The organism is Bradyrhizobium guangdongense (genome assembly GCF_004114975.1).
GTDB classification, from domain to species: Bacteria; Pseudomonadota; Alphaproteobacteria; order Rhizobiales; family Xanthobacteraceae; genus Bradyrhizobium; species Bradyrhizobium guangdongense.
In genome coordinates this window covers 6,668,439-6,694,307 of record NZ_CP030051.1, presented here as the reverse complement: position 1 = coordinate 6,694,307, position 25,869 = coordinate 6,668,439, and the positions used below count along the sequence as shown (strand labels likewise).

At 64.7% G+C, this 25,869-nt stretch carries 29 protein-coding genes; 15 read left to right on the top strand and 14 right to left on the bottom strand.

Annotated elements, in window-relative coordinates; all coding sequences use genetic code 11:
- Positions 1-11: 11 nt before the first annotated feature.
- From X265_RS32050 to X265_RS32040, 3 genes are all read right to left on the bottom strand, one after another.
- Positions 12-818 (bottom strand): WecB/TagA/CpsF family glycosyltransferase, encoded by an 807-nt coding sequence (locus X265_RS32050; protein WP_128968447.1) that lies wholly within the window; start codon positions 816-818, stop codon positions 12-14.
- Complete coding sequence (locus X265_RS32045; protein ID WP_128968446.1) at positions 811-3,102, bottom strand: GumC family protein; 2,292 nt, start codon at positions 3,100-3,102, stop codon at positions 811-813. The genes X265_RS32050 and X265_RS32045 overlap by 8 nt, the downstream gene beginning before the upstream one ends.
- Positions 3,103-3,399: 297 nt before the next feature.
- A complete protein-coding gene (locus tag X265_RS32040) occupies positions 3,400-4,185 on the bottom strand; it encodes a class I SAM-dependent methyltransferase (protein ID WP_128968445.1) in 786 nt (261 codons plus the stop codon).
- A gap of 405 nt (positions 4,186-4,590) precedes the next feature.
- Between X265_RS32040 and X265_RS32035 the strand changes: the two genes are divergently transcribed.
- Complete coding sequence (locus X265_RS32035; RefSeq protein WP_128968444.1) at positions 4,591-5,619, top strand: glycosyltransferase family 2 protein; 1,029 nt, start codon at positions 4,591-4,593, stop codon at positions 5,617-5,619.
- An 11-nt stretch (positions 5,620-5,630) separates the two neighbouring features.
- Here the strand turns inward: X265_RS32035 and X265_RS32030 are convergent, their stop codons facing one another.
- Positions 5,631-6,584, bottom strand: coding sequence for a glycosyltransferase (locus X265_RS32030; RefSeq protein ID WP_128969487.1), 954 nt, complete (start codon positions 6,582-6,584; stop codon positions 5,631-5,633).
- A gap of 242 nt (positions 6,585-6,826) precedes the next feature.
- On the opposite strand from X265_RS32030, the gene X265_RS32025 reads away from it, so the two are divergent.
- The 4 genes from X265_RS32025 (at position 6,827) to X265_RS32010 (ending at position 11,520) form a co-directional block, all read left to right on the top strand.
- Positions 6,827-7,894, top strand: a complete 1,068-nt coding sequence (locus X265_RS32025) for a glycosyltransferase (protein ID WP_164938896.1) — start codon at positions 6,827-6,829, stop codon at positions 7,892-7,894.
- Between the two features lie 41 nt (positions 7,895-7,935).
- On the top strand, positions 7,936-9,288 hold the full coding sequence (locus X265_RS32020; protein ID WP_128968442.1) for an O-antigen ligase family protein: 1,353 nt from the start codon (positions 7,936-7,938) through the stop codon (positions 9,286-9,288).
- A 118-nt stretch (positions 9,289-9,406) separates the two neighbouring features.
- Complete coding sequence (locus X265_RS40850) at positions 9,407-10,552, top strand: GNAT family N-acetyltransferase (RefSeq protein WP_164938895.1); 1,146 nt, start codon at positions 9,407-9,409, stop codon at positions 10,550-10,552.
- A gap of 83 nt (positions 10,553-10,635) precedes the next feature.
- Positions 10,636-11,520, top strand: coding sequence for a protein-L-isoaspartate O-methyltransferase family protein (locus tag X265_RS32010; RefSeq protein ID WP_164938894.1), 885 nt, complete (start codon positions 10,636-10,638; stop codon positions 11,518-11,520).
- A gap of 58 nt (positions 11,521-11,578) precedes the next feature.
- Here X265_RS32010 and wrbA read toward each other — a convergent pair whose 3' ends face one another.
- The gene (gene wrbA, locus X265_RS32005; RefSeq protein ID WP_128968441.1) at positions 11,579-12,178 is read right to left on the bottom strand and encodes an NAD(P)H:quinone oxidoreductase; all 600 of its coding nucleotides are present in this window, start codon (positions 12,176-12,178) and stop codon (positions 11,579-11,581) included.
- A 47-nt stretch (positions 12,179-12,225) separates the two neighbouring features.
- Positions 12,226-12,924, bottom strand: a complete 699-nt coding sequence (locus tag X265_RS32000) for a pirin family protein (protein ID WP_128968440.1) — start codon at positions 12,922-12,924, stop codon at positions 12,226-12,228.
- A 131-nt stretch (positions 12,925-13,055) separates the two neighbouring features.
- Here X265_RS32000 and X265_RS31995 point away from each other — a divergent pair, with 131 nt between their 5' ends.
- Positions 13,056-13,991, top strand: coding sequence for a LysR family transcriptional regulator (locus X265_RS31995; RefSeq protein WP_128968439.1), 936 nt, complete (start codon positions 13,056-13,058; stop codon positions 13,989-13,991).
- A gap of 116 nt (positions 13,992-14,107) precedes the next feature.
- Here the strand turns inward: X265_RS31995 and X265_RS31990 are convergent, their stop codons facing one another.
- A complete protein-coding gene (locus X265_RS31990) occupies positions 14,108-14,365 on the bottom strand; it encodes a hypothetical protein (protein ID WP_128968438.1) in 258 nt (85 codons plus the stop codon).
- Positions 14,366-14,511: 146 nt separating this feature from the next.
- Between X265_RS31990 and X265_RS31985 the strand changes: the two genes are divergently transcribed.
- A complete protein-coding gene (locus tag X265_RS31985; protein ID WP_128968437.1) occupies positions 14,512-15,498 on the top strand; it encodes a tripartite tricarboxylate transporter substrate binding protein in 987 nt (328 codons plus the stop codon).
- A 97-nt stretch (positions 15,499-15,595) separates the two neighbouring features.
- Complete coding sequence (locus X265_RS31980) at positions 15,596-15,940, top strand: hypothetical protein (protein ID WP_128968436.1); 345 nt, start codon at positions 15,596-15,598, stop codon at positions 15,938-15,940.
- A gap of 6 nt (positions 15,941-15,946) precedes the next feature.
- Here the strand turns inward: X265_RS31980 and X265_RS31975 are convergent, their stop codons facing one another.
- Both X265_RS31975 and X265_RS31970 read right to left on the bottom strand, forming a co-directional pair.
- On the bottom strand, positions 15,947-16,414 hold the full coding sequence (locus tag X265_RS31975) for a YbaK/EbsC family protein (RefSeq protein WP_128968435.1): 468 nt from the start codon (positions 16,412-16,414) through the stop codon (positions 15,947-15,949).
- Between the two features lie 21 nt (positions 16,415-16,435).
- Positions 16,436-17,176 (bottom strand): haloacid dehalogenase type II, encoded by a 741-nt coding sequence (locus X265_RS31970; protein ID WP_128968434.1) that lies wholly within the window; start codon positions 17,174-17,176, stop codon positions 16,436-16,438.
- A gap of 252 nt (positions 17,177-17,428) precedes the next feature.
- Between X265_RS31970 and X265_RS31965 the strand changes: the two genes are divergently transcribed.
- Positions 17,429-17,632 (top strand): hypothetical protein, encoded by a 204-nt coding sequence (locus X265_RS31965; RefSeq protein WP_128968433.1) that lies wholly within the window; start codon positions 17,429-17,431, stop codon positions 17,630-17,632.
- 143 nt (positions 17,633-17,775) lie between these two features.
- Here X265_RS31965 and X265_RS31960 read toward each other — a convergent pair whose 3' ends face one another.
- On the bottom strand, positions 17,776-18,786 hold the full coding sequence (locus X265_RS31960; protein ID WP_128968432.1) for a zinc-dependent alcohol dehydrogenase family protein: 1,011 nt from the start codon (positions 18,784-18,786) through the stop codon (positions 17,776-17,778).
- A gap of 84 nt (positions 18,787-18,870) precedes the next feature.
- Between X265_RS31960 and X265_RS31955 the strand changes: the two genes are divergently transcribed.
- On the top strand, positions 18,871-19,218 hold the full coding sequence (locus X265_RS31955; RefSeq protein WP_128968431.1) for a MerR family transcriptional regulator: 348 nt from the start codon (positions 18,871-18,873) through the stop codon (positions 19,216-19,218).
- A 73-nt stretch (positions 19,219-19,291) separates the two neighbouring features.
- Here X265_RS31955 and X265_RS31950 read toward each other — a convergent pair whose 3' ends face one another.
- On the bottom strand, positions 19,292-20,176 hold the full coding sequence (locus tag X265_RS31950) for an amidohydrolase family protein (RefSeq protein WP_092288720.1): 885 nt from the start codon (positions 20,174-20,176) through the stop codon (positions 19,292-19,294).
- Between the two features lie 342 nt (positions 20,177-20,518).
- On the opposite strand from X265_RS31950, the gene ykgO reads away from it, so the two are divergent.
- From ykgO to X265_RS31935, 3 genes are all read left to right on the top strand, one after another.
- Complete coding sequence (gene ykgO / locus X265_RS31945) at positions 20,519-20,644, top strand: type B 50S ribosomal protein L36 (RefSeq protein WP_006611362.1); 126 nt, start codon at positions 20,519-20,521, stop codon at positions 20,642-20,644.
- 121 nt (positions 20,645-20,765) lie between these two features.
- Entirely contained in the window at positions 20,766-21,404 is a 639-nt protein-coding gene (locus tag X265_RS31940) for a tetratricopeptide repeat protein (RefSeq protein ID WP_128968430.1), read from the top strand.
- A gap of 114 nt (positions 21,405-21,518) precedes the next feature.
- The gene (locus X265_RS31935) at positions 21,519-21,779 is read left to right on the top strand and encodes a hypothetical protein (protein ID WP_128968429.1); all 261 of its coding nucleotides are present in this window, start codon (positions 21,519-21,521) and stop codon (positions 21,777-21,779) included.
- Here X265_RS31935 and X265_RS31930 read toward each other — a convergent pair.
- Complete coding sequence (locus X265_RS31930; protein ID WP_128968428.1) at positions 21,776-21,958, bottom strand: hypothetical protein; 183 nt, start codon at positions 21,956-21,958, stop codon at positions 21,776-21,778. The two genes, X265_RS31935 and X265_RS31930, sit on opposite strands and share 4 nt — an antisense overlap.
- Positions 21,959-22,287: 329 nt before the next feature.
- On the opposite strand from X265_RS31930, the gene X265_RS31925 reads away from it, so the two are divergent.
- Positions 22,288-23,244, top strand: a complete 957-nt coding sequence (locus X265_RS31925) for an alpha/beta fold hydrolase (RefSeq protein WP_164938893.1) — start codon at positions 22,288-22,290, stop codon at positions 23,242-23,244.
- A 72-nt stretch (positions 23,245-23,316) separates the two neighbouring features.
- On the opposite strand, the gene cycA is transcribed toward X265_RS31925, so the two are convergent.
- On the bottom strand, positions 23,317-23,712 hold the full coding sequence (cycA, locus tag X265_RS31920) for a cytochrome c-550 CycA (protein ID WP_128968426.1): 396 nt from the start codon (positions 23,710-23,712) through the stop codon (positions 23,317-23,319).
- A 231-nt stretch (positions 23,713-23,943) separates the two neighbouring features.
- Here cycA and X265_RS31915 point away from each other — a divergent pair, with 231 nt between their 5' ends.
- Positions 23,944-25,437, top strand: coding sequence for an FAD-linked oxidase C-terminal domain-containing protein (locus tag X265_RS31915; RefSeq protein WP_128968425.1), 1,494 nt, complete (start codon positions 23,944-23,946; stop codon positions 25,435-25,437).
- Positions 25,438-25,495: 58 nt separating this feature from the next.
- On the opposite strand, the gene X265_RS31910 is transcribed toward X265_RS31915, so the two are convergent.
- Positions 25,496-25,834, bottom strand: a complete 339-nt coding sequence (locus tag X265_RS31910; protein WP_128968424.1) for a putative quinol monooxygenase — start codon at positions 25,832-25,834, stop codon at positions 25,496-25,498.
- Positions 25,835-25,869: the final 35 nt, after the last annotated feature.

Below are 25,869 nucleotides of genomic sequence, written 5' to 3'. Positions count from 1 at the left end.
CGTTCTTCTACTCAGCGATTGAGGGCGCGGTTTCGGCTAAAGAGAAGATAGATGGCGCGGGGATTGGTGGTCAGGTAGCGCCAGAACAGGCGGCGCGGCTCGAGCCAGGTGCGCCATGCCCATTCGAGCCCGAGCCTCTGCATCCATTGCGGCGCGCGCGCGCGGCTGCCCGACAGGAAGTTGAACAGGCCGCCTGACGTCTTGATGACGCCGACATTGGTCAGCAGCGGTGTGTATTCCTCGACGAAAGCCTGCTCGTTGGGCACGCCGAGCGCGACCCACAGGAAATCGGGAGCGAGGGCGTTGATCTCCTCGACCTTGGCGCGCAACGCTTCGCCACGAAGATAACCGTGGCTGTGCCCGACGATCCTGAGCTTCGGATACAGGTTCTGTACGCGTTTGACGGCCGCTTCGTTCTCCGCCTCGCTGGCGCCGAACATGTAGAAGGTGCGGCCGGCGGCTTCCGCCTTGCGCGCCACGACGTGGAACAGGTCGGTGGTGGCGACGCGCTCGGGCAGCGGAAACCAGGATTGAAGCTTCGAGGCCGCCACCAGCGGCTGGCCGTCGGCATTGATCAGATCGGCGGCGCGAAACAGGCGCTCGGTCTGCGGCTCCGTCGAGCAGCGCGCCAGCACTTCGCCATTGGCCGAGGTCAGGTACAGCGGCCGGCCGATGCGGTGGCTCCGATCGGTCGCCTCGATCATGAAGTCGGCGGTCGCTTCCAGGTCGAGTGCGGCCATGCGAAGGCCGCCGACGGTGATCCGTGGCACCTCGGCGGTTGCGGCCCGACCGTCAAGATTGACGCGGCGCTCAAGCATATTGTTTGCCTCGCTGGCGCGTTTGAGTTGCGGGGGTGAGCTCGTCGAGCACGACGCCGACGAGCTTGCGCTCGGCGCCGCCGAGCGCGGTCAGGATCTCTTCCATGCTGTCGTTGATGTCGAGGCTGGTCGGCAGCACCGCCACCAGCGCATCGACGCCATCGAGCAGCTTGCGGCCGGCCGCGGAGAGCGGCATTGCCGGGCCGTCGAGAATAACGAGGTCGTAGCCGCCGGCCGAGCGCGCCTGCGCGATGGCTTTGCGGATGGCGTCGGCGGCCTTGCCGGCATCGCTCTCGGTCGCCGGCAGCACCGAGATGCCGTTGAGGGTCTTGATCTCGCGCGCGGCCTTGCTGCCGATCGAGAGCCAGCCGAGCTTGGCCGGCTCGCTCTTGCCCGGACGATTGACCTTGTTGGTGATCGTGTGCGCCTGATGGTCGGCATCGATCATCAGGACGCGGCTGCCGTCACGGGCGGCTGCGAGCGCGAAATTCAGCGCGGTCACGCTGCGTCCGGTGGTGTCGCCGGCGCCGACCAGGGCCATCACGGGCATGGTCTTGCCGCCGGCGCGGCGGGCCATCGCCGCGCGCATGTCGCGCAAGGCATTGAGCAGCGTCGTCAGCGGAAATCCGGGGCGCAGCGTGGGCCAGCCGATGCGGGTCAGGTCGACACCGCCGCCGGTCGCGAGAATGGCGCCGAGCGTGCGGATCACGTCGGCCTCCTGGAGTCGGGCGATCAGCGGTTTCTCCACCAACGCAAGCGCCGGTGGCGGTGCTGCGGCTTCCCCCTCAGCTTTCGTAACCTCAGGCGCCGGTGTGCGGTCGCGGCGGCTCGGCTCAGGCGCGCTCGCGCCGTTGAACAGATGCTCGGCTGCGACAAACCAGGAGGCGGCAGCCAGCGCGCCGAAGATGAAGCCGATCATCGCGAACAGGCTCATGGCCGGCGGGAACGAGCGCCGCTGCGGCACCGTGGCCTCGCCGATCACGCGGGCGGCCGAGGTGTTCAGGGTTTCCTGCTCCTCGGTCTCGCGCGAGCGCTTGAGGAAGGATTGATAGACGTCGCGGCTGGCGTCGGCCTCGCGCTCGAGCTCGCGCAGGCGCACGGCGGCCTGGCTGAGCTGCACGCTCTGCCGCTTCTGCACTTCCAGCGCACGGTTGAGCGAGGCCTCGTAGTCGCGGGCGCGGGTCAAATCGTTCTTGGCGGACAGCGCGAAGCGCTCGATCTCTTCGTTGATGGTGCGCTTGAGGTCCTCTACCTGCTTTTCGGTCTGGCGTAGGGCCGGGTGCCGCGGGCCGAGCTCGGCGGTCTGCTCCGCATATTTCTTGCGGGCATCGGCATATTGCGCGCGCAGGTTGGCGATCGTCGGGGATTGCAGCGCTTCGGGGATCGCGCCGGCGTCCGCCGCGGTCCGCTTGTTCGCCTCGATCTGGTCAAGCCGCGCTTGTGCGTCCATCGTCGCCGCGCGGGCCGCGGATAGCCGCTGGTTGCTGGAGGAGAGCTGCTGATCGGAGATCAGCGAGTCCTGGGTGCCGACGAAATTGTTCTGGGCCTTGTAGGTGGCAAGGGCAGTTTCGGCATTGCGCAGCCGCTCGCGGAGCTCCTTCAGTCGACCCGACAATTCGCTGGTGGCGCGCCGCGCCGCCAGGGCCTGGGAGTTGCGGGATTCCGAGAGGTAGGCGTTGGTCAGGGTATTGGCGAGCATCGCCGCTTTCGCCGGATCGATCGACCAGACCTCGATATCGACGATGAAGCTCTTCTCGGTCTTGCGAATGGTGATGTGCTTGTTCAGCGCATCGAGGGCGGCGAGCTGCACCTCCCTGGTCTCCGCAGCCGAGGGCGCGCGGAGATGGAGACCGATCAAGCCGAGCAGGGACGAAGTCAGGGTCTTGCCGTCGCCCCCGCCGAATTCCGGATCCTTGTCGAGGCCGGCCTGCTGGATCACCTGCAGCAGCACGCTGTTGGAGGTGATCAGGCGTGCCTGGCTCTCCACCACCATGGACATGCCGGAGACGTCCTGCGCGCGCGGCGTGAGCTCGCGATCGACGAGCTGAAGCTCGCGCGGGTCGACATAAAGCTGGGCGGTCGCGGTATAGCGGGGCGTCAGGCTCTTGCCGATTGTGACGGCGAGGCACGCGCCGATCAGTGCCGCCGATGCGATCGCAATCTTGCGCCGCCATAGCAGGCTGACGAGCTCCAGCACGTTGAAGCTGGCCTCTGATTTCTGCCGCGGGGCCTCCGAGACGGTCGGATTTCTGGCCCGATCAATCGGCTGGCTATAGTCAAGCATCGTCCCCAGCTTTCATTCCAACGGCCGCGGGCTGAGGGGTTACTCTTCGCTTTACGCCTTGCACCTGGGATATAGGCGCGCAATCAACGCAACAGGGAAAATTAACCATACTCATTGAGGGACTATTCACCGAAATGGCAAACAAAGCGTTTAAGCGCGGCTTGTCGTGTGCCGCGTCGTTGTGACGCTTCGGCGGCAGCAATCCCTCAGTGATTAACGGTTCGTTACCCTGCGTGCCCATTGGCACGCGCGCGTTCGGCATCGTGGCTTGATGGCCGGGCTGCGCGCGCATGACCGTCAGCGCTTCCGCAGGATGATGTGATAGTCGCCGCGGCGGACGTCGGTGCCCCCAGGCAGCACGGCGTTCAACAGCATGGCACCGGCGTCGACGAGAGTGGCGAACAGCGGCTTGCGCTTGCGCATCTCGGGATAGCGCGGGCTCTCGACCTCGCGGCGGTAGATCGTCTCGAGACCATGGACGGCGGCGAACGCCTCGAGCTTCGGCAGAGTCACCAGCGGATGGAAGAAAGTCGGGAACGGCGCTTCGCCGGGCAGGCCCGCGGTCTTGATGCCGCGAATGTTCCGGTAGAACCAGACGTGGAACCAGTGCGGCGAGTATTTTGTGACGACGCCCGAAAGCGAGCGCGGATTGGGCGCGCCGATCAGGATCATGCCGCCGCGCTTGAGCGCATCGCGGAAGTTCAGCAGCGCCGCCCCGACGTCGGGCAGGTGCTCGATCACGTTGTAGCAGATCACGACATCGAAGCTTTCGGGGGCGAAGCGATAGGTCTGGACGTCGCCGAGGATGGCGTCGTCGGCGTAGGTGTTGTTGCGGACCTGGTCTTCGTCGATGTCGACGACGGTGACGTGGCTGCGGCCGAGCACGTCCATGGGAAGGAAGCTCGAAGAGCCGCCTCCTGCCTCGTAGATCGCAAGCCGGCCTTGCGGCAACTCCTGGCGCAGCACCTCGTGAATGGCGAGCAGGCTGTCGCGGGCCTCGCCAGGGACCAGCTGGAGCAGGGCCTGGGTTTGCACGGGAATATTGGAAGCCGTTGCGAAATCGATCGTGGCTGACTTGTTCATTTTTCTTGGACCGCGCTTGTTCGACCTAAATTACAAGAGGAGGCTCTCATGCCCGAAGAGCAAAACCGATGCCGCGCCGTGTCACCGGTCGTGGTGCTTACGGCTGGGTTAATGCGGTCATGCGTTAACTACAGCATTGTCCATGTCGGGTCGTTCGCGGGTCATGGACTGCGAATTGCAGTACCACATGCGTAGCACGACCCGGGAAAAATACGGGAAAGCGGTTAAACGCGTGGCGATCGGTCTGTATTGCGACACAGCGGCAGCGGGGCGCGCATCCGGCGCCTTGGCTGCTTGCTCATTCTGGGACGGACTTGTCCTGACGGGCTGTGCCGTCGCGGGACGGCGTCGATGTATGCGATCGGGGCAGGGCTTTCTCAATCAATCTCGGACATCTAGAACGTCATGACCCTGATCCCGACCGACCTGTCCGCCGCGCGGATCTCAGATGCAGTACGCGATCCCAACAGGGAGATCGCTGCGAGCTCGCGCGTCATCGATTTGTCGGTCGGGATCGTCGTTTGCATTCCCTGCTTCCGCCGCCCCGCCCATCTGCGGCTGACACTGGATTCTCTCGTCAACCAGCGCACGCCTCGCTCCTTCGCGGTGGTCATGGTCGAGAATGACGCGACGGGGCGCGCGAGCGCGCCAGTCGCGGCCCAATACCTCGCTGCCGGCAAGCTCCAGGGCATCTGCATCGTCGAGAAGCGGCAGGGCAATTGCCAGGCGATCAATGCCGCGTTCGAGACGGCGCAGGCGCTGTTTCCCGCCGCCACCCGCTTCCTGATGATCGACGACGACGAGATCGCTTCGCCGGACTGGCTCGAGCTGATGGTTCGTACCGCGGAGGCGACGGGGGCCGACGTGGTCGGCGGGCCGGTGCAACCGGATTTCGACGACGACAGCCAGCCGTGGCTTGCGCGCCATCCCGCCTTCTGCCCTGCCTATGACTACACCGGTCCGGTGCCGATGATCTATGGCTGCGGCAATTGCCTGATCACGCGTGCGGCGTTCGACCGGCTCGGCAGTCCCGCCTTCGATCTGCGCTTCAATTTCCTCGGCGGCGGTGATTGCGATTTCTTCACGCGCTGCCGGGACGCCGGCATGATCTTCCACTGGACCGCGGAGGCCGTCATTACCGAAACCGTGCCGCAAAGCCGCACCAGCCTCGGCTGGATCGCCAGGCGCGGTCTGCGCATCGGGGTGATCAACTACCGTGTGCAGTTCAAGGCCGCGCAGGGCGCGGCGGCGCGCCTTCGCGTGTTTGCACAGACCTTGGTGCGGCTGCCGCTATCACTGGTGCGCTCCGCCCGTCTGTTGACGTCATCGAAAGCCGTGGTCGCGATGCATCCGGTGCTGGTGGCCGTCGGTTCCGCACTCGCGGCGTTCGGCTACGATCCGAAGCCCTATGAGGCCTCGAAGATCGTCGCCTGACGCGTCCGCCGCTAGAGTCCAAAATAGGACAACACGATCCTGATCGCGGACCGCGGCATCGCCTTGAGCGACCGCTGGCCGACCATGCCGAGATAGAACAGCGCCTGGCGATACCGGCCGAAGCGGATTGCCTGCATCGCCGCATAGGTGACGAGATGGATTTCAGCCGCCTGCCGCAGCCTGGGCGCCGCCCCGGCGGGGAGCTTCGCAAGGATCAATTCATCGTCGAACACGCGTGCGACGGCCGGGAAGAAATCCTGCGGGGTCCGCACCGCCGCGTTCATCGTGTTGGCCGTATGCAGGCGATAGTCGAGCAGGAGTTTCGGTATATAGGCGAACTCGCCGAGCGCGGCCAGGCGGCACCAGCAATGCCAGTCCTCGCAATAGCGCAGCGAGACGTCGAAGCCGCCGCTGGCCCGGAAGGCCGCGAAGCGGATCAGCATGATGCCACCATTGACGATGAAATTGCCCCCGGCGAGACGCGCCAGCACGTCGCCCGAGGGCTTGAGGCGCCGCTTCAGCAGATCGCGCCGGCCGATCGACCGTCCCGCGCTGTCGATCGTGTTGTAATCGCCATAGACCAGAACCGCACGCGGCGCGGCCTTCGCTGCCGCCAGCAGCGATGCCACCGCGTCGCTCCGCAGGCGATCGTCCGCATCCAGGAACATCAGCCAGTCGCCGTGCGCGCGTTGGGCGCCGAGATTTCGCGCCGCGGATACGCCGCTGGCGTCGTTCTTCATCACGCGCAGCCGTGGATCGTGGACGGCGCCGACGATGGCAAGCGTGTGGTCGGTCGAGCCGTCGTCGACGACGATCACCTCGGTGACGCCGTCTTGCGCCAGCGCACTGGCGATGGTCTCGCCGATATAGGCCGCGGCATTCTTCGCAGGGATGATGACCGATACCCGAGGTGATGTCGCGCGCGCTTCCGTCGCCGCGGGCGCGGCGGTCGGAGCGTCGAGCATGGCCTCGTCGAGGGGCAAGCGGATGGCTCGTCGTGTTAAGAGTTCGTTAACCGGACCGCTTCGCGATCCCGCCAGCAATGATACTCACATAACGCTCAAATCGTTGTTGCGAAGGCCGTCGCGCCGTCGCTTTCGTAGATTAGCGTTAAACCCTGCGGCGTTAAGTCTGTCGCAGCTTTCGAGGAGTGCGGCGGTCGGTCTCATGCGAGAATGCGGAGCCCTGATGCCCCGGATGGATGCAAGTGCCCGCAAAGACGTTCGACTACGATCCCGACGACATGGTCCTCAACCTGTTCTACGAGGACAAGGACGATCGCTGGTTTCCGGGTGACCGGCACCTGCGCCGCATGGCGCGCAGGATGTTGTTCGGCGAGCCGCGCATGAGCGGCCAGCTGCGCGTGTTCCTCAACCTCTGCGCAGGGCTGGACCGCCTCGGCATCCGCTACCGCGTCAACGACTACCGCTATATCGCGCAGCATCCGGAAGAGGTGGCGTGCATCATCGGCCGTGCCTTCCTGCTGAACAAATTCGCATGGAAGAATCCGATCCTGCTCGGCGTTGCCGCCTACAACCATCCGTTCGACGATCCCGACCTGTTCAAGCGGCTGCCGGTGAAGAAATTCCTGGTGCCCGGCCCGTGGTACGCCGAGATGTACCGGCCGCATTGGCCGGACACGGAGGCCTGGCCGGTGGGCATCGACACCGATCTGTGGGCGCCGTCGCGACCGCGCGACAAGACCGTCGATGTGCTGCTCTACGACAAGGTGAGTTGGGATCGCGACCGGCACGTCTCCGAGTTGGTCGAGCCGGTGCGTGCGCGACTGATCAAGGAAGGCCGCTCGTTCACCGAGCTGCGTTACGGCAGCTACAAGGAGGAGGATTATCTAGCCGCGTTGGCGCGTTCGCGCGCGATGATCTTCCTGTGCCAGAACGAAAGCCAGGGCATCGCCTATCAGCAGGCGCTGTCCTGCGGCGTGCCGGTGTTCGCCTGGAACCCCGGCGGCCCGTGGCCGGATCCCGACTATTATCCGCACCGGGTCCGGTTCGAGCCGGTGTCGTCGGTGCCCTATTGGGACGATCGCTGCGGCCTCACATTCACGGACCGCAATGGCTTCGAGGACAGCTGGTCCGATTTCTGGGCCGGCTGCAGCGCCGGCAAATTCGATCCGCGCAGCTACATCCTGGACAATCTGACGCTGGAGCAGCGCGCGCTGCAATATTACGAGATCGCGCGCAGCGTCGCGCGGCAGAGCCAGGCTCCTGCCGCCTCCGGCATGCTGGTTGACGGATGGTTAACGGGGATGGGCTAGACCGAGAGAAGGTTCCCCATCGTCCGGTCAGGCCTTCAGGCATGGATCGCAGCGCCGCAGACATGACTGACGTCGAGGCCCGCTCGTTCGGCCATGCGCTCCGCGATGAGCTTGCCGGGCTGAACGTGGTGCAGGTGGCGCGCTGCCTGATCGTGGTGGCGGCCGTGCTGCTGGTCATGATCACGCTCGATCCGTTCCCCGATTTGCGCAGCGAGGACGTCGCCAACGTCGTCGGCGGGCGCATGGCGCTGAACTACATCACCTTCGGCCTGCTCGCTGCGGTCGGCATGCTGTTCGTTCTCGTCACCGATGCACCCTCGCTGAGGACGCTGGTGACGCCGCTGCATCTCTGTCTCGTCGGCTGGATGCTGATCAACGTCCTCCTGTCCGAGAGCCGCGAGGTCTCGATCCAGCGATTCGTGCTCGCGGCCAGCGTCACCTCGCTTGCGGTGATCCTGCCGCTGCTGCCGCCGACACAGCGGAGCTTCAACCTCTGCCTCGGCGCTGCTGCGCTGGTGCTGCTGGGGGTGTGCTATCTCGGCGTTATCCTCGCGCCGCAATATTCGATCCACAGCGCGCTCGACATCACCGAGCCGCAGCTCGCCGGCGACTGGCGCGGCAGCTTCGGCCACAAGAACGTCGCCTCGCCGGTGATGACCATTCTGGTCTATGTCGGCATCTATCTCTCCGCCGTCGGCTCCTTCGTGATGGGGCCGGCCATCGCGCTGCTGGCCGGCATCTTCCTGGTCTTCACCGGCGGCAAGACGTCATCGGTGCTGTGCCTGGCGATCTATGCCCTGGCCTCGCTGGTCTACGTCACGAAAAGCCTGTGGCTGAAGCGGACCATCTGCTTCGTGCCGCTGATCGTGATGAATTTGCTGACGGTCGGCAGCGTGATGAGCCCGGCGCTCGGCAGCGTCACGCGCATGCTTCCGGTCGATCCGACCTTCACCGGCCGATCCGACATCTGGGAGTTCGCGCTCGCGGCGGTGGCGGAAAAGCCGATCGTCGGCCATGGCTATGCGGCGTTCTGGGACGACGTCACCGCGCGGCAGACCGCCAAGGGCTCCGAATGGGCGGTGACCGCGGCCCACAGCCACAACAGCTATCTCGACCTCGCGGTCACCATCGGCTTGCCGGGCCTGCTCCTGGTCGTCCTCATCTTCGTGCTCGCGCCGCTGCGCAATTTCCAGAAGACCCAGGCGCACAACCGCAGCAACGCGCTCGGCAAGCTGTTCCTGACCATCTGGCTGTTCGGCCTGTATTTCGGGACGACTGAAACCTTCCTGCTCGAACGACAGAATCCGGTCTGGTTCATGTTCGCGCTCGCCGTTGCCGGCTTGCATTTCCTGGCCAGGTTCCAATGCGTCGCACAAATGGAACCCGAGCACTGACAGACTGTCGCAGGCGCGCGGCCGGACGGCATCCACTTAACGATAAGCAGCAACGTAACTTGTGGTCTGTGCAAAACATAATCTAACAGGAAATCTTCAGTAACCGTATGCCCAGCGAATGGCGTTTCTCAGTGTGGAGCAATTAGACGGCCGGGTGTCCAGCACGAGGGGAATCTCGGTCGATTTCCTGCGCGACTGGCGACAGGCCGCGTTGCGCCTGAACGACGGCCATCGCACCGCGTTTCAGCATGGGTACTGGCTTGGCGCCTGGTACGAGGCCTTTCACGGCGTCGCGCCATTGATCGCGGTCATCACCGATACGACGACCGGCAGGGACATCGCTGTCGTGCCGATGTTCACGCACACGCGGCGCGGCATCCGTGTCGTCGAGTTTGCCGATCTCGGCGTCTCCGACAACAACGCGCCGATCATGGCGTCCGATGCGAGTTTCGATGCGGCCGGTGCACAGGCGATCAGCGCCGCGCTGGTCGATGCCTTGCGCGCCTTGCCTGACCGCTTCGACCTGCTGCGCCTGAAGAAGATGCCGGCCTATGTCGGCGCGAGGCCGAACCCGCTGGTGTCGCTCGGCCGGCTCGGCTCCTGCTCGCTCAACGGCAATCTCGTGCTGACCGGCGACGATTATGCGGCCTATCAGGCATCGATCAAGCGCATGCAGATGCCGCGCTGCTGGCGCGTGTTCAGCCGGCATGCCGGCGCGCGTTTCGAGATTGCCACGGAGGTTGCCCGCGCGCGCGAGCTGCTCGACGTGATGGACGTCCAGCAGCAGGAGCGCATGCAGCAGCTCGGCTCGCGGTTCGTCCTCAACGACGAAGCCTATGCCGCGTTTTATCGCGAGGTGGCGCGGCAGGGTGTCGCCGAGGGTTATGCAGTGATCTCGGCGCTCGTTTGCGACGAGGGCATCGTCGCCACCACGCTCGGCGTCAGATACGGCGCGACCTATTATCTGCTGCGCATCGGCCATGCCGGCAAGCCATGGGCGAATTGCTCGCCCGGGCTGCTCGTGACCGAGCGCACCATGGCGGCATTGCATGCGCAGGGCGTGCGGCGCTTCGATCTCAGCATCGGCAACCACGATTACAAGCGCCGCTTCGGCGCCGAGCCGGTGCCGCTGACCGACGTCAGCATCGCGCTGTCCTGGCGCGGGCTGCCCTATGTCCTGCGCGACCATGCCGCGCAGGGCCTCCGTCGCCATCCGCGGCTCGCCGCCTTCGTCGCGCATGCGATGGGCAAGGGCGCGCGCTAGAGCCTTCGGCGCCTGCCGGTTGCCGGCGTCACTCGCATATCGCATTGATTGTGCTATCGTCGCCTCCGCAGCCAGGAGGCGACATGGACGATCGTTCGGGAAAACTTCGCGCGTTCTTTGCGCAGTTGATCTGCGCCGCGGCCAAGGCCACGGACCCTCGCCTCGAGCAGGCCTTTCGCACCGTCAGGCGTGAACCCTTCGCCGGCCCCGGGCCGTGGTCGATCACGCTGGGCGGCCATCCCTATGTCGTGACGCCCGACGACGATCCCGCCTTTCTGTATCAGAACGTGCTGCTGGCGCTGGATCCGGCGCGCGGCATCAACATCGGCATGCCCGGCGCGCACGCTTACTGGCTCAGCGGCGGCGGCGTCAAAGAGGGCGAGACCGTGCTCCAGATCGGCGCCGGCACCGGCTATTACACCGCTATCCTCGCCGAGCTCGTCGGACCCAATGGCCGCGTCTACGGCTATGAGATCGACGAACGCCTGGCGGCGCTTGCGCGCGAGAATCTGAAACATATCGCCACGGTCGAGCTGCGCGAGCGCTCGGGCATTGCGTCCGATCTCCCTGAGGTCGACGTGATCTATGTCTGTGCGGGCGCCGCGCAGCCGGCCACGGAATGGCTCGAGGCATTGCGGCCGGGCGGGCGGCTGGTGTTTCCGCTGGCGCCCGAGGGCATGCTCGGCGGCATGTTGATGATCACGCGGCCGGAGCAGGGGACGGCCTGGCCGGCCAAATTCCTCAGCCGGGCCCAGTTCATCGGATGTGCGGGGCTTCAGGATGCCGATGCCGCGCGCCGATTGGCCGAGGCATTCGCCAAGGGGTGGGAGCGCGTGCAGTCGCTGCGGCGAGGCGACGCGCCCGACGACACCTGCTGGTTCGCCGGCGACGGCTGGTGGCTGTCGACCGCGCCTGCCTCTGCGCCGGTTGAGAGCATTCCGCCTCACGCGGACATCACGCGAGCCTGAGAGCTCGGGCGGCATTTCCTTAGGAAATGCAGCCCGAGCGCGTGCTCAGCCGTGCAGCTTAGCCGTGAAGTTTCTTGGCAGTCTCTGCGATCACTCGTCCCTGATAGCGGGCCCCGGCGAGCTCGTTGGCGCTGGGCTGGCGGCTGCCGTCGCCGCCGGTGATCGTGGTGGCGCCGTAGGGCGCGCCGCCCGTGACCTCGTCGAGCTTCATCTGGCCGGCGAAGCCGTAATTCATGCCGACGATCACCATGCCGAAATGCAGCAGATTGGTGATGACGGAGAACAGCGTTGTCTCCTGGCCGCCATGCTGGGTCGCGGTCGAGGTGAAGGCGCCGCCGACCTTGCCGTTCAGCGCGCCCTTGGCCCAGAGCCCGCCGGCCTGATCCAGGAAGTTCGCCATCTGCGAGGCCATGCGGCCGAAGCGCGTGCCGGTGCCGACGATGATCGCGTCGTAATTGGCGAGGTCCTCGACCTTGGCGACCGGCGCGGCCTGATCGACCTTGTAATGCGAGGCCTTGGCGACCTCCGCCGGCACCAGCTCGGGTACGCGCTTGATGTCGACGGTGGCGCCGGTTTCGCGCGCACCTTCGGCGACGGCATTGGCCATCGCTTCGATATGGCCATAGGCGGAGTAATAGAGGACGAGAACTTTGGTCATGGTGGTCTCCGTTGGGATGAGTTTGATTGCTGGTTGCTGCAGTGTCGTTATGCCGCGTCGACGAGCACGAGCTCGGAATCTTCGAGCGCCGTGATCTTCAGCTTGCTCTCGTCGCGGATCGCGGCGCCGTCGCGGGCGTTGACGCGCACGCCGTTGACCTCGACCGCGCCAGCCGCCGGCACGAGATAGAGGTGTCGCGCCTTCTGCGGTTCGTACTCGGCGCTTTCGCCGGCCTTCAGCGTGGTCGCCAGCACCCGCGCGTCGGCGCGGATCGGCAGCGCGTCGGTGTCACCCTCGATGCCGCTCGCAATGGTGACGAGCTTGCCGGAGCGGTTCGCCTTCGGAAACGGCTTTGATCCCCAGGTGGGCTGTCCGCCGCGCGCAACAGGCTCGATCCAGATCTGGAAGATCCGCGTCCTGGTCGGCTCGAGATTGTACTCGGAGTGGCGGATGCCGCTGCCGGCGCTCATCACCTGCACGTCGCCCGCTTCGGTGCGGCCCTCGTTGCCGAGGCTGTCCTGATGGGTGATCGCGCCCTCGCGCACATAGGTGATGATTTCCATGTTGGCGTGAGGATGGGCGGGAAAGCCGGTGTTCGGCGCGATCTCGTCGTCGTTCCATACCCGCAACGCGCCATGGCCCATGTTGTTCGGGTCGTAATGGCTGGCGAAGGAGAAATGGTGCTTGGCCTTGAGCCAGCCGTGATCGGCACCGCCGAGCTTTGCGAAAGGTCTGAGTTCGATCATGGGTGTGTTTCCTTGGGTTGGATGATGGCGTCTTGTTCCTGATGACCCCTTGGATAAGCTCCCGCCTGTGGTATAGAAATAGAAACTGTCGAAACTCATTGTTTCCCTAAATACCCGGATTGGACCGCGGCATGGCCAAACTCCCCGATTTCGAGGCGCTCGCGATTTTCGCCAAGGTCGTGGAGCTACGTTCGTTTGCGGGGGCTGCGAGCGAGCTCACCATGTCCAAGGCGACCGTCTCGAAAGCGGTGACGCGGCTGGAGGAGCGGCTGGGGGCGCGGCTGTTCAACCGCACCTCGCGCCGGCTCGCGCTGACCGATGCCGGACACAAGCTTGCCGACCGCGCCGCGCGCCTGCTCGCCGACGGCGAGGCGGCCGAGAACGAAGCGCTGGCGCAATCGGTGGCGCCGCGCGGGCTGGTGCGGCTCGCGGTGCCCATGACGTTCGGCATCAAGGCGGTGGCGCCTTTGCTCCCCGAGTTTTTCGAAGCCTATCCGGAGGTTTCGGTCGATCTGCATCTGAGCGATGCGAGCGTCGATCTCATCGGCGAGGGCTTCGACATGGCGGTGCGGATCGCGCGGCTGCCGGATTCCTCGCTGATCGCGCGCCGGCTCTTCACCATGCCGCGCTTCACCGTGGCGGCGCCGTCCTACTTGAAGAAATACGGCCGGCCGACGCATCCGATGCATCTCGCCCAGCACAAATGCTTCGCTTACGCCTATCTCTCCACGCCGAACGTCTGGCACTACACCAACGCGGCCGGCGAGCAGGCGAGCGTCCGCCCGGGCGGCCAGCTTCGCGTCAACAACGGCGAAGCGGTGATGCCGTCTTTGGTCGCCGGTCTCGGCATCGCCGATCTGCCCGAATTCATCGTCGGCGACGCCATTTCATCGGGCGCCGTCGAAGTGATCCTGAAGGACTGGAAGCAGGCCGAAGGCGCCGTGCATCTCGTCACCCCGCCCGGCGGCCCGCGCCCCGCACGCGTCGAAGCGCTCGGCGATTTCCTCGCCGCGAAGCTCCCGGGCACCTGCAAGCGGCGGGGAAGGAAGAGCTCGAAGGCGTCGTAAAGCGACCGGCCTCAACGACTTCCGTCATTGCGAGCGCAGCGAAGCAACCCAGAATCTTTCCGTCAAGGCAGCGTGGATTGCTTCGTCGCTTCGCTCCTCGCAAGGACGGTGTTGGACTACGACACCTTCATCCCATCGATAGCGACAATGCGCAGGTTCGGCTTCAGCGTCTGCTCGAGCTGCGTCTTCAACTCATGCACGCGCGGATCGGTCGAGCGCGCGGCGCATACAGCGTATTGATGGACGGATTGCGTCAGGGCCCGCCGTGCCTCCGGCGTTCGCGTCATTTCGGGCTTCGAAAGCCGAAGGACGATCGCCGCCAGGTTCACCAGCATCTCGTCGAGGGCGGTGTCGATGGTCGCGAATTTTCCCATGGCGCACTCCTTGGCAGGGCAACGGAGCCTGCGGGGATGCGTTCCTGAGCCGGGCGAACATGGCTAACGCTTCGTAAACGGCTTGTTCTTGCCGGTCGTCGCGCTAGGCTGAGGCTGAAGCAAGAAGCCAGGGGGAGGGGGCTGCGATGAATCGACGTGACGTCTTGCGCGCCATTGCCGCATTGCCGTTGTTGCGGGCGGCGTATCCGGAGCAGGTCTTCGCGCAAACCTATCCGGTGCGCAATATCACCATGATCGTGCCGTTCCCGGCCGGCGGCCAAGCCGATCTCGCGGCGCGTCCGGTGGCGCAGGCGCTGGAGCGGATTCTCGGCAAGCCCGTCATCGTCGACAACCGCGCCGGCGGCGGCGGTGGTTCGGTCGGCAACGCCGCTGCGGCGCGCGCCGAGCCGGACGGCTACACGCTGCTGATGACGCTGTCATCGCTGGCAGTGCTTCCCGAAGCCGACCGGCTGTTCGACCGGCCCGCGGCCTATGAAGTCTCGCAGTTCATGCCGATCGCGCGCGTGCTGGCGGATCCCACGCTGCTCGCGGTGCCCGCCTCGGCGCCGTGGACGACGGCGCAGGAGTTCATCGAGGATGCAAAGAAGCGTCCGGGCCAGATCACCTATGGCTCGTCCGGCCCCTACGGCACGCTGCATGTCGCCATGGAAATGTTCGCCGCCAGCGCCGGCATCAAGCTGTTGCACGTGCCGTTTCGCGGCGCAGGTCCCGCGCTAACCGCGATCCTCAGCGGCACTGTGCAGGCGATCGCGGCGGCGCCGGGCACGCTGAAGCCGCAGGTCGACGACGGCAAGCTGCGCGTGCTCGCCAATTGCGGCGCGCGGCGCATCGCGAGCTTCCCGGACGTGCCGACCTTCCAGGAGCTCGGCTACAAGGACGTCGAGATGTATATCTGGGCCGGGCTGTTTGCACAGAGCGCGCTGCCAGCCCCGATCGCGAGCCGCCTGCGCGAGGCGATGGCGCAGGTGATGACGAGCCCGGATGTGCTCAGGACCTTCGAGGCCTCGGGCAGCCTCGTCGCCTATCAGGATGCGCCGGCATTTTCAGAGTTCGTTGCGGCCGACAGCGCGCGGCTGATCGCGGCGGTCAAGAAGATCGGTCGGGTGGAATAGGTTCCTGCCCAACCTTCACATTTTTTTGTTGGTTCCGAACCTGCCCGCGTCTCATTGATTGATGAGAATTCGAGGGACATCGGGAAGGATCAGAACCATGCGAACAGAGCGGATTGCGCTGGGTGTGGCGCTTGCGATCGGCGGCATCGTCGCGCAGAGCGCCGCCGCCGAGGAATATCGCGGAACCATGGAGCAGCAGATGGCCTGCACGCCTGACGTCTGGCGCCTGTGCAGCGATCAGATTCCGGATGTCGGCCGAATCACCGCCTGCCTGCGCCAGAATACGCCGCAACTCTCCACCGGCTGCCGCGCTGTGTTCGAGTCCAACAACCAGATGCCGCCACAACAGCAGGTCCCGCGCAATCGCGCCGCGCCGGCGCCGCGCTATAACAGCGCACCGCCGCCACCTGCGCAGCCGCGGCCTTACGACGAGGATGACTAGCGTCGTCTACGGCTTGTGCTCGCAAACATCGACCCACTCGGCCGCGGTCAGCTCCGCCATTCGTTCGGGTGTGATGCGCACCGCGCTGTGGGTCGAGCCCGCGGCCGGCACCACGACGTCGAACGCCTTCAGCGACACGTCGCAATAGACCGGCAGTGGTGACTTCAGACCGAACGGACAGACGCCGCCGACCTCGTGGCCGGTGATGTCGGCGACCTCTTCCAGCCCCAGCATCTTCGGCTTGCCGCCGAACTGCGCCTTCACTTTCTTGTTGTCCATCCGCGAGGTACCGGCGGCGACGATCAGGATGACGCGCTCGCCGATCCGCAAAGACAGCGTCTTGGCAATCCGCCCGGGCTCGACGCCATAGGCTTCGGCGGCGAGCGCGACGGTCGCCGAGCTGATCGGGGATTCCATCACTGATATGTCGGGGGCTTTCTCGGCAAAGAAGGCGCGAACGGATTCCAGGCTCATTCCAGTCAGCTCATTCCAGACTTACGGGCGGGCGATGATCCCCGGCAGCTCCGAGAGCGAACGGACGCGATGATCCGGCAAAAAGCCGAGCTCGTCCATCTGGGTGCGGATCGCCTTGAACATGGTGAGCGGTGCCACGAGTTCGGTCTCGACGCAAGCCAGTGCCATCGCCTCCGGCGTCACCCGCTCGATCCAGGCGACGTTGAGCCCGAACGACTTTGCTCCCGCCACGTCCCAGGGATTGGACGATACGAACAGCACCTCATCAGGCGCGGTGCCGAGTACCTCGCCGATCAGCTCATAGGCTTGCGGGCTCGGCTTGAAGATCTTCCTGGCATCGACGCTGATGGTGGCATCGAGCAGGCGGTCGAGCCCGGAATTGCGCACCAGCGCGTTCAGCATCTCCGGGCTGCCATTGGAGAGGATGGCGAGCTTTCGCGGCTTCAGCGCCGCGAGCGCGGCCGTCGCGTCGGGATAGAGATCGAGATGCAGATATTTCTCGATCACCCGCTCGAAGGCTTCGTTCTCATAGGCAAGCCCGAGCACGCGCAGCGTATAGGCGAGCGAGTCGCGGGTGACGGAAGCAAAGTCCTGATAGCGCCGCATCAACGAGCGCAGCCAGGTGTATTCGAGCTGCTTGATCCGCCAGACCTGCGTGATGATCTCGCCATAGCCGGGAAACGCCTCCTCGGTAATCTCGGCGACCGACTGGATGTCGTAAAGCGTCCCGTAGGCGTCGAAGACAACGGCGTTGATGCTCATGGGCTGTCCTTTCGCGCGCTGGTGGTCACAAGAGCTCCGCTGGGAGGAGTGCGCATCATCGTCAGCTTACCAAAGCACAGCGGAAGCCTGCCACTACGCGGTCCGCGGCTTGTGATCCAGGGCGGACTTGGATCGCGAATCTGCAGGGCTCTTCTGTTCTGTCCCACCTCGCGCCCACCTCTGCCGGACATTAGACCTTAGCTGTATCGCTGCGTGTGGCGGGAACCCCTGGACCGGCGGTCGATTCATGACATGAACCAGTCAATTCGGATTGGCGCCATGGGCATCGAGCGCAGCTACACACCCTTCCGCAGTCGGGCGGAAGAGTTCCGAACCAAGGCGGATAACGCCGAGCATCGCGAAGCCAAGGATACCCTGCGCAAGGTGGCGAAGAGTTACGATGAACTGGCACGGCGTGCTGAGCAAATCCGCACCCTCCAGGACGCCGCCGAGTAGGCAGCCACAACTGACGTGCACTTTTAGACCGTCCCGCGTTCAGCCATGCACGACGAGCAAAGCAAGCGCTCGCACGGCCAGCACCGCCCAGCTTACGAAGGCGCGAACATGCGAACCAGGTTCGGCGCAAAGCCGTCCGTTTTCTAAAGCGTCGCGACGATCTTGCCGAAGCGTGAGCCGCTCCGCAGGTGTTCATAGGCGTCAAGGAGGTCGTCGAAGCCATAGATTCTATCCACGACCGGGTGGATTGCATGTTCAGTCAGGAAGCTGCTCATCGCCGTGAAATGTTCGACCGATCCGACGGTGACTCCGATGATGTCGGCGTTCTCCCATTGCAGACGGGCAAGGTCCGGTTTCGGGCCGAACCCCGTCAGGACGCCAATCTGAACGATCTTGCCGCCCGACGCGACGGAACGCAGCGACCTGTCATAGGTGCCGGGACCGCCGAGTTCGAGAATGTGGCTGGCGCCTTTCCCGTCCGTCGCCTTCATCAGGGCGACATCCCAGTCGGGCGTGTCGCGATAGTTGATCAGGGTCGAGCCGCCCAGCGCCTTGGCACGGGCGAGCTTCTCATCCGAGGATGAGATGACGATCGCGCGTGCGCCCAGCGCAGCCGCAAATTGCAAGCCGAACAGCGCGACGCCGCCTGTTCCCTGGACCAGCAGCGTGTCGCCCCTGCACATCCCGCCGCGCGCGATCAGGCCGTGCCAGGCTGTGACAGCCGCGCAGGGCAAGGTTGCCGCCTCGACCAGAGACAGATGCGCCGGCACGGCGACGAGCGCCGCGGCCGGCAGCACGACATACTCCGCGAGCATTCCATCGGTCGTGTTGCCGCCGAGGGATGACGAAACGTAGCTGGACTTGAACGGCCCCGAAACCCAATCGCGAAAGAACGAGGCGGCGACGCGGTCCCCAACGTGCCATTGCGCGACATTGGAGCCGATCGCGTCAACGATTCCCGCGCCGTCGGAGAGCGGCACGCGGCCGTTGAGCCCGCTTTGTCCCGCGCGGTCGAGGGTGATCAGGTCGCGGTAGTTCAAGCTGGTCGCTTCGACGCGGATGCGAACCTCGCCTTCGCCGGGTTCGGGTCTGCCGACCTCAACGGGTTCGAGGCGGGCAGCTCCGGCATGGCTGTTCAAATGGTAGGCTTTCATGGTGGCTCCCTCTCAAGTGGCATTCACCTGGATGAGCAGAGTCTGTAAGGTCTGACAGCGCTGTGAGGGTCAAGAGGTTTCCAGATGAAAATAGGCGAGCTCTCCCGGAGGACGGGAGTCAGCGTTCGAATGCTGCGTTATTACGAAAGCGAAGGACTGCTTGCGCCGCAGCGCACCGATAGTGGCTATCGCGACTATGGCCCCGCCGAAGAGGAAACCGTGGGGCGGATCAAGATGCTCGGCGCGGCCGGGATGACACTCCAGACGATCAAGCAATTGCTGCCCTGCGTGCGCAACAATGATCCGACCTTCACGCCGTGCAACGAGTTGCGAAAAATACTCACCGAGCAGGTCGGCCTGATCGACGAGCGCATCGAGACGCTCAGCCAGAGCCGGACGATTCTGGCCGGCTATCTGGCAAGCGTGAACTGATCGCGCTGACGTCCGCAGATGGGCGGACATCAGCGCTGGTCGCTGGGACTTCTGAGATCCCGAGAATCTTCCGCTAGATCCCCAAAATCTTCCGCGCGTTGGCCTTCAGCACCTTCGGCCGGATCTCGTCACGGATCTCGATCTTGGAAAAGTCCGACAGCCAGCGGTCCGGCGTGATGACGGGCCAGTCCGAGCCGAACAGCATCTTGTCCTGCAAAATCGAGTTGATGTAGCGCACCAGGATCGGCGGGAAGTACTTCGGCGACCAGCCGGAGAGGTCGATGTAGACGTTCGGCTTGTGGGTCGCGACAGACAGCGCCTCTTCCTGCCAAGGGAAGGAGGGGTGGGCAAGGATGATCTTGAGGTCGGGGAAATCGGCCGCGACGTCGTCCATGTACATCGGGTTGGAATATTTCAGCCGCATACCCATGCCGCCGGGCATGCCTGAACCGACGCCGGTCTGGCCGGTGTGGAACAGCGCGATCGCGCCGCCATTGTTGATCTCTTCATAGAGCGGGTAGGCCATGCGGTCGTTGGCGTAGAAGCCCTGCATGGTCGGGTGGAATTTGAAGCCGCGCACGCCGTATTCCTCGATCAGCTTGCGCGCCTCGCGTGCGCCGAGCTTGCCCTTGTGCGGGTCGATCGAGGCGAACGGGATGAGGACGTCGAGATGGTCGGAGGCGGCCTCGATCATCTCGTAATTGTTGTAGCGGCGGAAGCCGGTCTCGCGCTCGGCATCAACAGGGAAGATCACCGCGGCGATGTTCTTGGCGCGGTAATAGGCCGCGGTCTCCGGCACGGTCGGCGGATGTTTGTTGGGCGACTTGAAGTACTCGGCCATCTGGGCCTGGAAGTCGTCATAGCCGTCGTCGGGATGGCAGCCGCAGGGCTCCTCGGCATGGGTATGGATGTCGATGGCGACGACTTTGTCGATATCAGGCAGCTTCAGCTTCGGCATTTGTGTCCTCCCGACGGGTTGTCAAATTGATTATAGGATATAACGAATTTGGCAAGGCGTTGCTGAAGGGGAAACCGCAGGCCGCAAAAGTCTTTGGCGGGGTTGGCCTCGGATAGGCTGGATTGGGCCGATCCGGCCTGATCTACTGTGCATGGGGTTGTTTTCACGATTTTGCCTGGGCGGAAGGCGGCAGTTAACATTGACACCACCGCCCGCGATGCCCTAAGAACCGCCCCGTCCCGGGCGGCTGGTCCGCCAGCGGGAAAGATCTCATTTTGCCACATTCGCGCGTGCCGAAACGGGTGTGCCGAACACGGCCTTTCGAACGTCCAGGATTCTGCCATGAAGGTCCGTAACTCGCTGAAGTCGCTGCGCGGTCGCCATCGCGCCAACCGCCTGGTCCGCCGCAAGGGCCGGGTCTACGTGATCAACAAGGTGCAGCGCCGCTTCAAGGCTCGCCAGGGCTGATCAGTCAAAGGCTGAGTTTGCCCTCGCGGTTGCCTTCGCGCGCCCCGCAAGACCACGGCTCACACGAGTTTGACGCCGCCTTTGCTTTGCAACGGCGGCTTTGCGCGTTTAGACTTTCACCATGACCGTGAGATTCTGTTTCGCGCGCACCCTGTGTCTGGCCCTCATTCTGGGAGCCGCCGGCCTCGCCCCGGCGCTGGCGCAGGATGATCCGGCTCCGCCGGCGAAGCAGCAGAAGAAGCTGCCGGAGGCCCCGGCCAAGCTGCCCAAGGCCGACCGCACCAAGAACCTCGATTTCCTGTTCGGCGCGCTGAAGGCCGCCCCGGACGAGGACAGCGCCAAGCATGTCGAGGCGCGGATCTGGGCGATCTGGCTGCAGACCCCGAGCGACACCGCGGCGCTGCTGATGGCGCGGGCCAAGGCCGCGGTCGATGCGCAGAAGGTCGACGTCGCGATCAAGCTGCTGGATGCCGTCATCAAGCTGCGGCCCGATTATATCGAGGCCTGGAACCGGCGTGCGACGCTCTACTACATGCAGAACGACTATGCCCGTTCGCTCGCGGACATCCGCGAAGTGCTGATTCGCGAGCCCCGGCATTTCGGCGCGCTCGCGGGGCTCGGCATGATCATGCAGGATGTCGGTGACGAGAAGCGCGCGCTCGAGGCCTATCGCAAGGCGCTGGCCATCAATCCGCATCTCGAGAAGATCCCCGACCAGGTGAAGGCGCTGACCGAGAAGGTCGAAGGCCGCGACATCTAGTCGATATTTCGAGCAGTTGCGGCGCGGACCGATTAACCACGATCGGAAGCACCGGGCCGCAACGACTATTGTCGGCGCCGCCGCAGGTCTACCTGCATGGCAGGAGCAAAAGCCATGAAGCGCTTGATCTTTGCTTGCAGCTTGCTGCTGGCGTCGGGGACGATGAGCCTCGCCGACGGACTGTTCTGGGTGGTCGGCAACCGCGCCACCGGCAAATGCCACATCGTGACCAGCAATCCGGTCATCATCGGCGACATCTGGTTCGGCGACGGCCCCTACAAGTCCAAGGCCGATGCCAAGCTGGCCCGCTCGACCATCCGCGCCTGCCCCGTGCCCACGCCGGACGAGGAAAAGGCCGAGGACGGCGCGGGCTAGTGCAGGGCGCTGGTGCCGCGCTCGGCGAGACCGCGATCGGCGGCTGCGGCGTAGGCCTTTGCGAGCTCGCTCTCGAGGTGCTCGTTGATCAGGAGCAGAGCCCGCACGGCCCCGCGCAAGTCGCCGTTGCAGCTGGCGACGATCTCGTCGATTGCGGTGTCGTTCGATCTGAAGCGCATCGAAAAATCCTCCGGTTCAAACCAGGACAATCCTGCCGGTCTTTCCTGCATCCCCTGAGGTTGCGAGGAGGGATCGGCGCCCATCCGCGTCTAAATGGCGGAACCGACCGTGGCGATTATATGGACAGCGCGATGACGACCGCATGAAGCTGGTCCGAAGCTTGTGCGCATCAAGCAGGGGCCTTGTTTCTGTTGGTTTTTTTATTTTCGATTATGCACATATCCACAGGGGGTGGCATTTCCTGTGGAAGCGCCGAGCTGCCCCGGGCGAAACTGCTGCCCACGTAACTCGTAACTGCGATGTGCCCTGGATGGCCCGGACCCTCTCCATGATCGTGCTCTCAGCCGTGACGGCGCTGGTGCTGCTGGCGCTGGTCACGCAGGCCGGCGTTGTTGCTTTGCAGCGCGCCTTTCCGCCGCAGGGGCGGATGGTCGAAGTCGACGGGGCGACGCTGCACGTCGTCGAGATCGGCCCGCGCGAGGCGGGCCTGCCGATCGTGATGCTGCACGGCGCAAGCTCAAATCTCGAAGTGATGCGGCGGCCGCTCGGCGACCTTCTGGCCAGGCAGCACCGCGTCATCCTGATCGACCGTCCCGGCCACGGCTGGAGCACGCGCGCATTGCGGCAGGATTCGACGCCGGAGGTGCAGGCGCGCATGATCGACGCAGCGCTAAGCAAGCTCGGGATCGATCGCGCGATCTTCGTCGTGCATTCCTGGAGCGGTGCGCTTGGCGCGCGGCTGGCGCTCGATCATGCGAGCCGCGTCGCCGGGCTCGTGATGCTGGCGCCGGTGACCCATCCGTGGCGGGGCGGCGTCGGCCGCTATAACGAGATCATCGCCACGCCGGTGATCGGCCCGCTGCTTGCCTACACCATCACGCTGCCGCTGGGCTATTTCGTCACGGAAACCGGTGCGCGCAACGTCTTCCTGCCGCAGACGATGCCGGACGGTTTCGTGAGGGATTCGGCGACGCCGCTGTTGCTGCGCCCGCGCGAATTCATCGCCAATGCCTTTGACCTGGTGACGCTGAAGGCGTCGGTGGCCGCCCAGGCTGCCCGCTATGGCGAGATCAGACTGCCTGTCACCATCATCGCCGGCGAGCCCGACAAGACGGTGAAAACGGACATCCACGCGCGTCCGTTTGCCGCGACGGTGCCGAACGCAAAGCTGATCGTGCTGCCCGATCTCGGCCACATGGTGCAGAACGCGGTGCCGGATCTGGTGAAGGCGGAGATCGAGACGATGATCGGTCACATCGCCTCGGCACAGGCGGTCGCCGATTAAAACGCGCCAGAAGAAAAGCCAGAGCTTCGGTTCTGATCAGAACCGAAGCTCCAGCGGCCGCTCTTGCGCGGGTTACTGCTTGATTTTTCCGTCCTTGTCGAACTGCGACACATAGGCCCAGAGATTGTTGATCTCAGTCTCGTTCTTGATGCCGGCGAACGCCATCTTGGTGCCGGGGACCTTGGCCTTCGGGTCCTTGATGTATTCCTTGAACTGGGCCTCGTTCCAGGTGATGCCGGAGTTCTTGTTGGCCTCGGAATAGTTGTAATCCGGCGCGGTGCCGGATTTGCGGCCGTCGAGACCGTTGAGCTCGGGCCCAACCTTGTTCTTGGCGCCTTCGCCGATCGCATGGCAGGCCAGGCACTTGTTGAACGACGTCTTGCCGGCTGCGACGTCCTGCGCCATCGCACTGGACGCTGCGGCAGTCATGGCAAGGGCAACCAGCGCGCCGAAAGTCAGTTTTGTCATAGGATGCTCTTCGTCTCTTCCCGGGGGTCAGATGGTGGGTCGTCGTTTTGGCAGGTCCGGTGCAAGTGGACAAGCCGCGAAACTGTGACAGGTTTCCTGCTAGCAGACTTGCCCCAGAGAGAACTTGCGCTGCAACAAAGCAATGCGACCTTTGGACGACCCTACCCAAACGGCGGGAGACATGATTGATTTGCTGGAACAAATTCCAATGCCGGACGAAGGTTTGTTGATATGGCCATCATGATGCCCGCGAGCGACCAGGCGGTGCTGGCGCGCCGCGCGGAGATCGTTGCTGCATTGCGCGCAATTTTGCCCGGCGAGGGCGTGATCGATACGCCTGCCGAGATGCGCGCCTACGAATCCGACGGGCTGACGGCCTATCGGCAGCCGCCGATGGTCGTGGTGTTGCCCGACACGACCGAGCAGGTTTCGCTCGTCCTGAAATATTGTGCCGCGCACGGCATCAAGGTGGTGCCGCGTGGCTCCGGCACCTCGCTGTCGGGCGGCGCGCTGCCGCTGGAGGACGGCGTGCTGCTGGGGCTCGGCAAGTTCAAGCGCATCCGGGAGATCGATTTCGACAACCGCGTCGTCGTCACCGAGCCCGGCGTCACCAACCTGGCCATCAGCCAGGCGGTCGCGCATGCCGGCTTCTACTACGCGCCCGATCCGTCCTCGCAGATCGCCTGCTCGATCGGTGGCAATGTCGCCGAGAATTCCGGCGGCGTGCACTGTCTGAAATACGGCATGACCACCAACAACGTGCTCGGTTGCGAGATCGTGCTGATGAGCGGCGAGATCCTGCGAATCGGCGGCAAGGGGTGCGAGAACCCCGGCTACGACCTGATGGGCGTCATCACCGGCTCGGAAGGCCTGCTCGGGGTCATCACCGAAATCACGGTGCGCATCCTGCAGAAGCCGGAGACGGCGCGCGCCCTCATGGTCGGCTTTGCCGAAGTCGAGGCCGCCGGCGAATGCGTGGCCCGGATCATCGGCGCCGGCATCATTCCCGGCGGCATGGAGATGATGGACAAGCCCGCGATCCACGCCGCCGAAGCCTTCGTCCATGCCGGCTATCCGCTCGACGTTGAAGCGCTGCTCATCATCGAGCTCGACGGCCCCAAGATCGAGGTCGACGAGCTGATCAGTCGCGTCGAGACCATCGCCAACGGCTGTGGCTCCACCACCTGCCAGATCTCGACGTCGGAGGCCGAGCGCAACCTGTTCTGGGCGGGCCGCAAAGCGGCATTCCCCGCCGTGGGCCGCATCTCGCCCGATTATCTCTGCATGGACGGCACCATCCCGCGCGGCGCACTGCCGAAGGCGCTGGCGCGCATCCGCGAGCTCTCGGAAAAATACCAGCTCGGCTGCGCCAACGTGTTTCACGCCGGCGACGGCAATCTGCACCCGCTGATCCTCTATGATGCGAACAAGCCCGGCGAGATCGAGCGCGCCGAAGCTTTCGGCGCCGACATCCTGCGCGCTTGCGTCGAGTTCGGCGGCGTGCTGACCGGCGAGCACGGCGTCGGCATCGAGAAGCGCGATCTGATGCCCGACATGTTCACCGAGATCGATCTCAACCAGCAGCAGCGGCTGAAATGCGCGTTCGACGCGCAGGGCCTGCTCAACCCCGGCAAGGTATTTCCGACCCTGCACCGCTGTGCCGAGCTCGGCCGCATGCATGTCCACGCGGGCAAGCTGGCATTTCCGGATATTCCGCGGTTCTGAAGCCATGGCTGGCTCGCCCTCCCTTGTCTCGTGGGAGAGGGCGAGCCGGCATTGTTCTTCACATCAGCGCGTATTGCGTCCGCTCGCGCCTCGCCAGCAGCGGCAGCGCTTGCCCGGTGATGTGGCTCTTGAAATGCGCGCTCTCCTGATGCGCCTTGAACGCCGCCTCGTCGCGGAACAATTCGTAGAACAGGAACTGGGCCGGGTTGTCCTTGGCGCGGCTGATCAGGAACAGCTTCACGCCGGGTTCGCTTTGAGCCTGTGGGAGGAAGCCGCGCAGGATCTCGGCCACGCGGTCCACTTGCTCGGCCTTCGCTTCCCATTGCGCTACGACCAGAAGACCGCCGCCGCCGACGGCTTGATGGATGGCTTGCTGGGTCATTGCGTGCTCGTTCATGAGGGAACTCCATTGCAGAGGGAACAGTTCGATCA

What these genes read in the sequence shown, in the direction of transcription:
- X265_RS32050 (WP_128968447.1), bottom strand. Translation starts at nt 818, where the DNA reads ATGCTTGAGCGCCGCGTCAATCTTGACGGTCGGGCCGCAACCGCCGAG.
- X265_RS32045 (WP_128968446.1), bottom strand. Translation starts at nt 3,102, where the DNA reads ATGCTTGACTATAGCCAGCCGATTGATCGGGCCAGAAATCCGACCGTC.
- X265_RS32040 (WP_128968445.1), bottom strand. Translation starts at nt 4,185, where the DNA reads ATGAACAAGTCAGCCACGATCGATTTCGCAACGGCTTCCAATATTCCC.
- X265_RS32035 (WP_128968444.1), top strand. Translation starts at nt 4,591, where the DNA reads ATGACCCTGATCCCGACCGACCTGTCCGCCGCGCGGATCTCAGATGCA.
- X265_RS32030 (WP_128969487.1), bottom strand. Translation starts at nt 6,584, where the DNA reads ATGCTCGACGCTCCGACCGCCGCGCCCGCGGCGACGGAAGCGCGCGCG.
- X265_RS32020 (WP_128968442.1), top strand. Translation starts at nt 7,936, where the DNA reads ATGGATCGCAGCGCCGCAGACATGACTGACGTCGAGGCCCGCTCGTTC.
- X265_RS40850 (WP_164938895.1), top strand. Translation starts at nt 9,407, where the DNA reads ATGGCGTTTCTCAGTGTGGAGCAATTAGACGGCCGGGTGTCCAGCACG.
- X265_RS32010 (WP_164938894.1), top strand. Translation starts at nt 10,636, where the DNA reads ATGGACGATCGTTCGGGAAAACTTCGCGCGTTCTTTGCGCAGTTGATC.
- wrbA (WP_128968441.1), bottom strand. Translation starts at nt 12,178, where the DNA reads ATGACCAAAGTTCTCGTCCTCTATTACTCCGCCTATGGCCATATCGAA.
- X265_RS32000 (WP_128968440.1), bottom strand. Translation starts at nt 12,924, where the DNA reads ATGATCGAACTCAGACCTTTCGCAAAGCTCGGCGGTGCCGATCACGGC.
- X265_RS31995 (WP_128968439.1), top strand. Translation starts at nt 13,056, where the DNA reads ATGGCCAAACTCCCCGATTTCGAGGCGCTCGCGATTTTCGCCAAGGTC.
- X265_RS31990 (WP_128968438.1), bottom strand. Translation starts at nt 14,365, where the DNA reads ATGGGAAAATTCGCGACCATCGACACCGCCCTCGACGAGATGCTGGTG.
- X265_RS31985 (WP_128968437.1), top strand. Translation starts at nt 14,512, where the DNA reads ATGAATCGACGTGACGTCTTGCGCGCCATTGCCGCATTGCCGTTGTTG.
- X265_RS31980 (WP_128968436.1), top strand. Translation starts at nt 15,596, where the DNA reads ATGCGAACAGAGCGGATTGCGCTGGGTGTGGCGCTTGCGATCGGCGGC.
- X265_RS31975 (WP_128968435.1), bottom strand. Translation starts at nt 16,414, where the DNA reads ATGAGCCTGGAATCCGTTCGCGCCTTCTTTGCCGAGAAAGCCCCCGAC.
- X265_RS31970 (WP_128968434.1), bottom strand. Translation starts at nt 17,176, where the DNA reads ATGAGCATCAACGCCGTTGTCTTCGACGCCTACGGGACGCTTTACGAC.
- X265_RS31965 (WP_128968433.1), top strand. Translation starts at nt 17,429, where the DNA reads ATGAACCAGTCAATTCGGATTGGCGCCATGGGCATCGAGCGCAGCTAC.
- X265_RS31960 (WP_128968432.1), bottom strand. Translation starts at nt 18,786, where the DNA reads ATGAAAGCCTACCATTTGAACAGCCATGCCGGAGCTGCCCGCCTCGAA.
- X265_RS31955 (WP_128968431.1), top strand. Translation starts at nt 18,871, where the DNA reads ATGAAAATAGGCGAGCTCTCCCGGAGGACGGGAGTCAGCGTTCGAATG.
- X265_RS31950 (WP_092288720.1), bottom strand. Translation starts at nt 20,176, where the DNA reads ATGCCGAAGCTGAAGCTGCCTGATATCGACAAAGTCGTCGCCATCGAC.
- ykgO (WP_006611362.1), top strand. Translation starts at nt 20,519, where the DNA reads ATGAAGGTCCGTAACTCGCTGAAGTCGCTGCGCGGTCGCCATCGCGCC.
- X265_RS31940 (WP_128968430.1), top strand. Translation starts at nt 20,766, where the DNA reads ATGACCGTGAGATTCTGTTTCGCGCGCACCCTGTGTCTGGCCCTCATT.
- X265_RS31935 (WP_128968429.1), top strand. Translation starts at nt 21,519, where the DNA reads ATGAAGCGCTTGATCTTTGCTTGCAGCTTGCTGCTGGCGTCGGGGACG.
- X265_RS31930 (WP_128968428.1), bottom strand. Translation starts at nt 21,958, where the DNA reads ATGCGCTTCAGATCGAACGACACCGCAATCGACGAGATCGTCGCCAGC.
- X265_RS31925 (WP_164938893.1), top strand. Translation starts at nt 22,288, where the DNA reads ATGATCGTGCTCTCAGCCGTGACGGCGCTGGTGCTGCTGGCGCTGGTC.
- cycA (WP_128968426.1), bottom strand. Translation starts at nt 23,712, where the DNA reads ATGACAAAACTGACTTTCGGCGCGCTGGTTGCCCTTGCCATGACTGCC.
- X265_RS31915 (WP_128968425.1), top strand. Translation starts at nt 23,944, where the DNA reads ATGGCCATCATGATGCCCGCGAGCGACCAGGCGGTGCTGGCGCGCCGC.
- X265_RS31910 (WP_128968424.1), bottom strand. Translation starts at nt 25,834, where the DNA reads ATGAACGAGCACGCAATGACCCAGCAAGCCATCCATCAAGCCGTCGGC.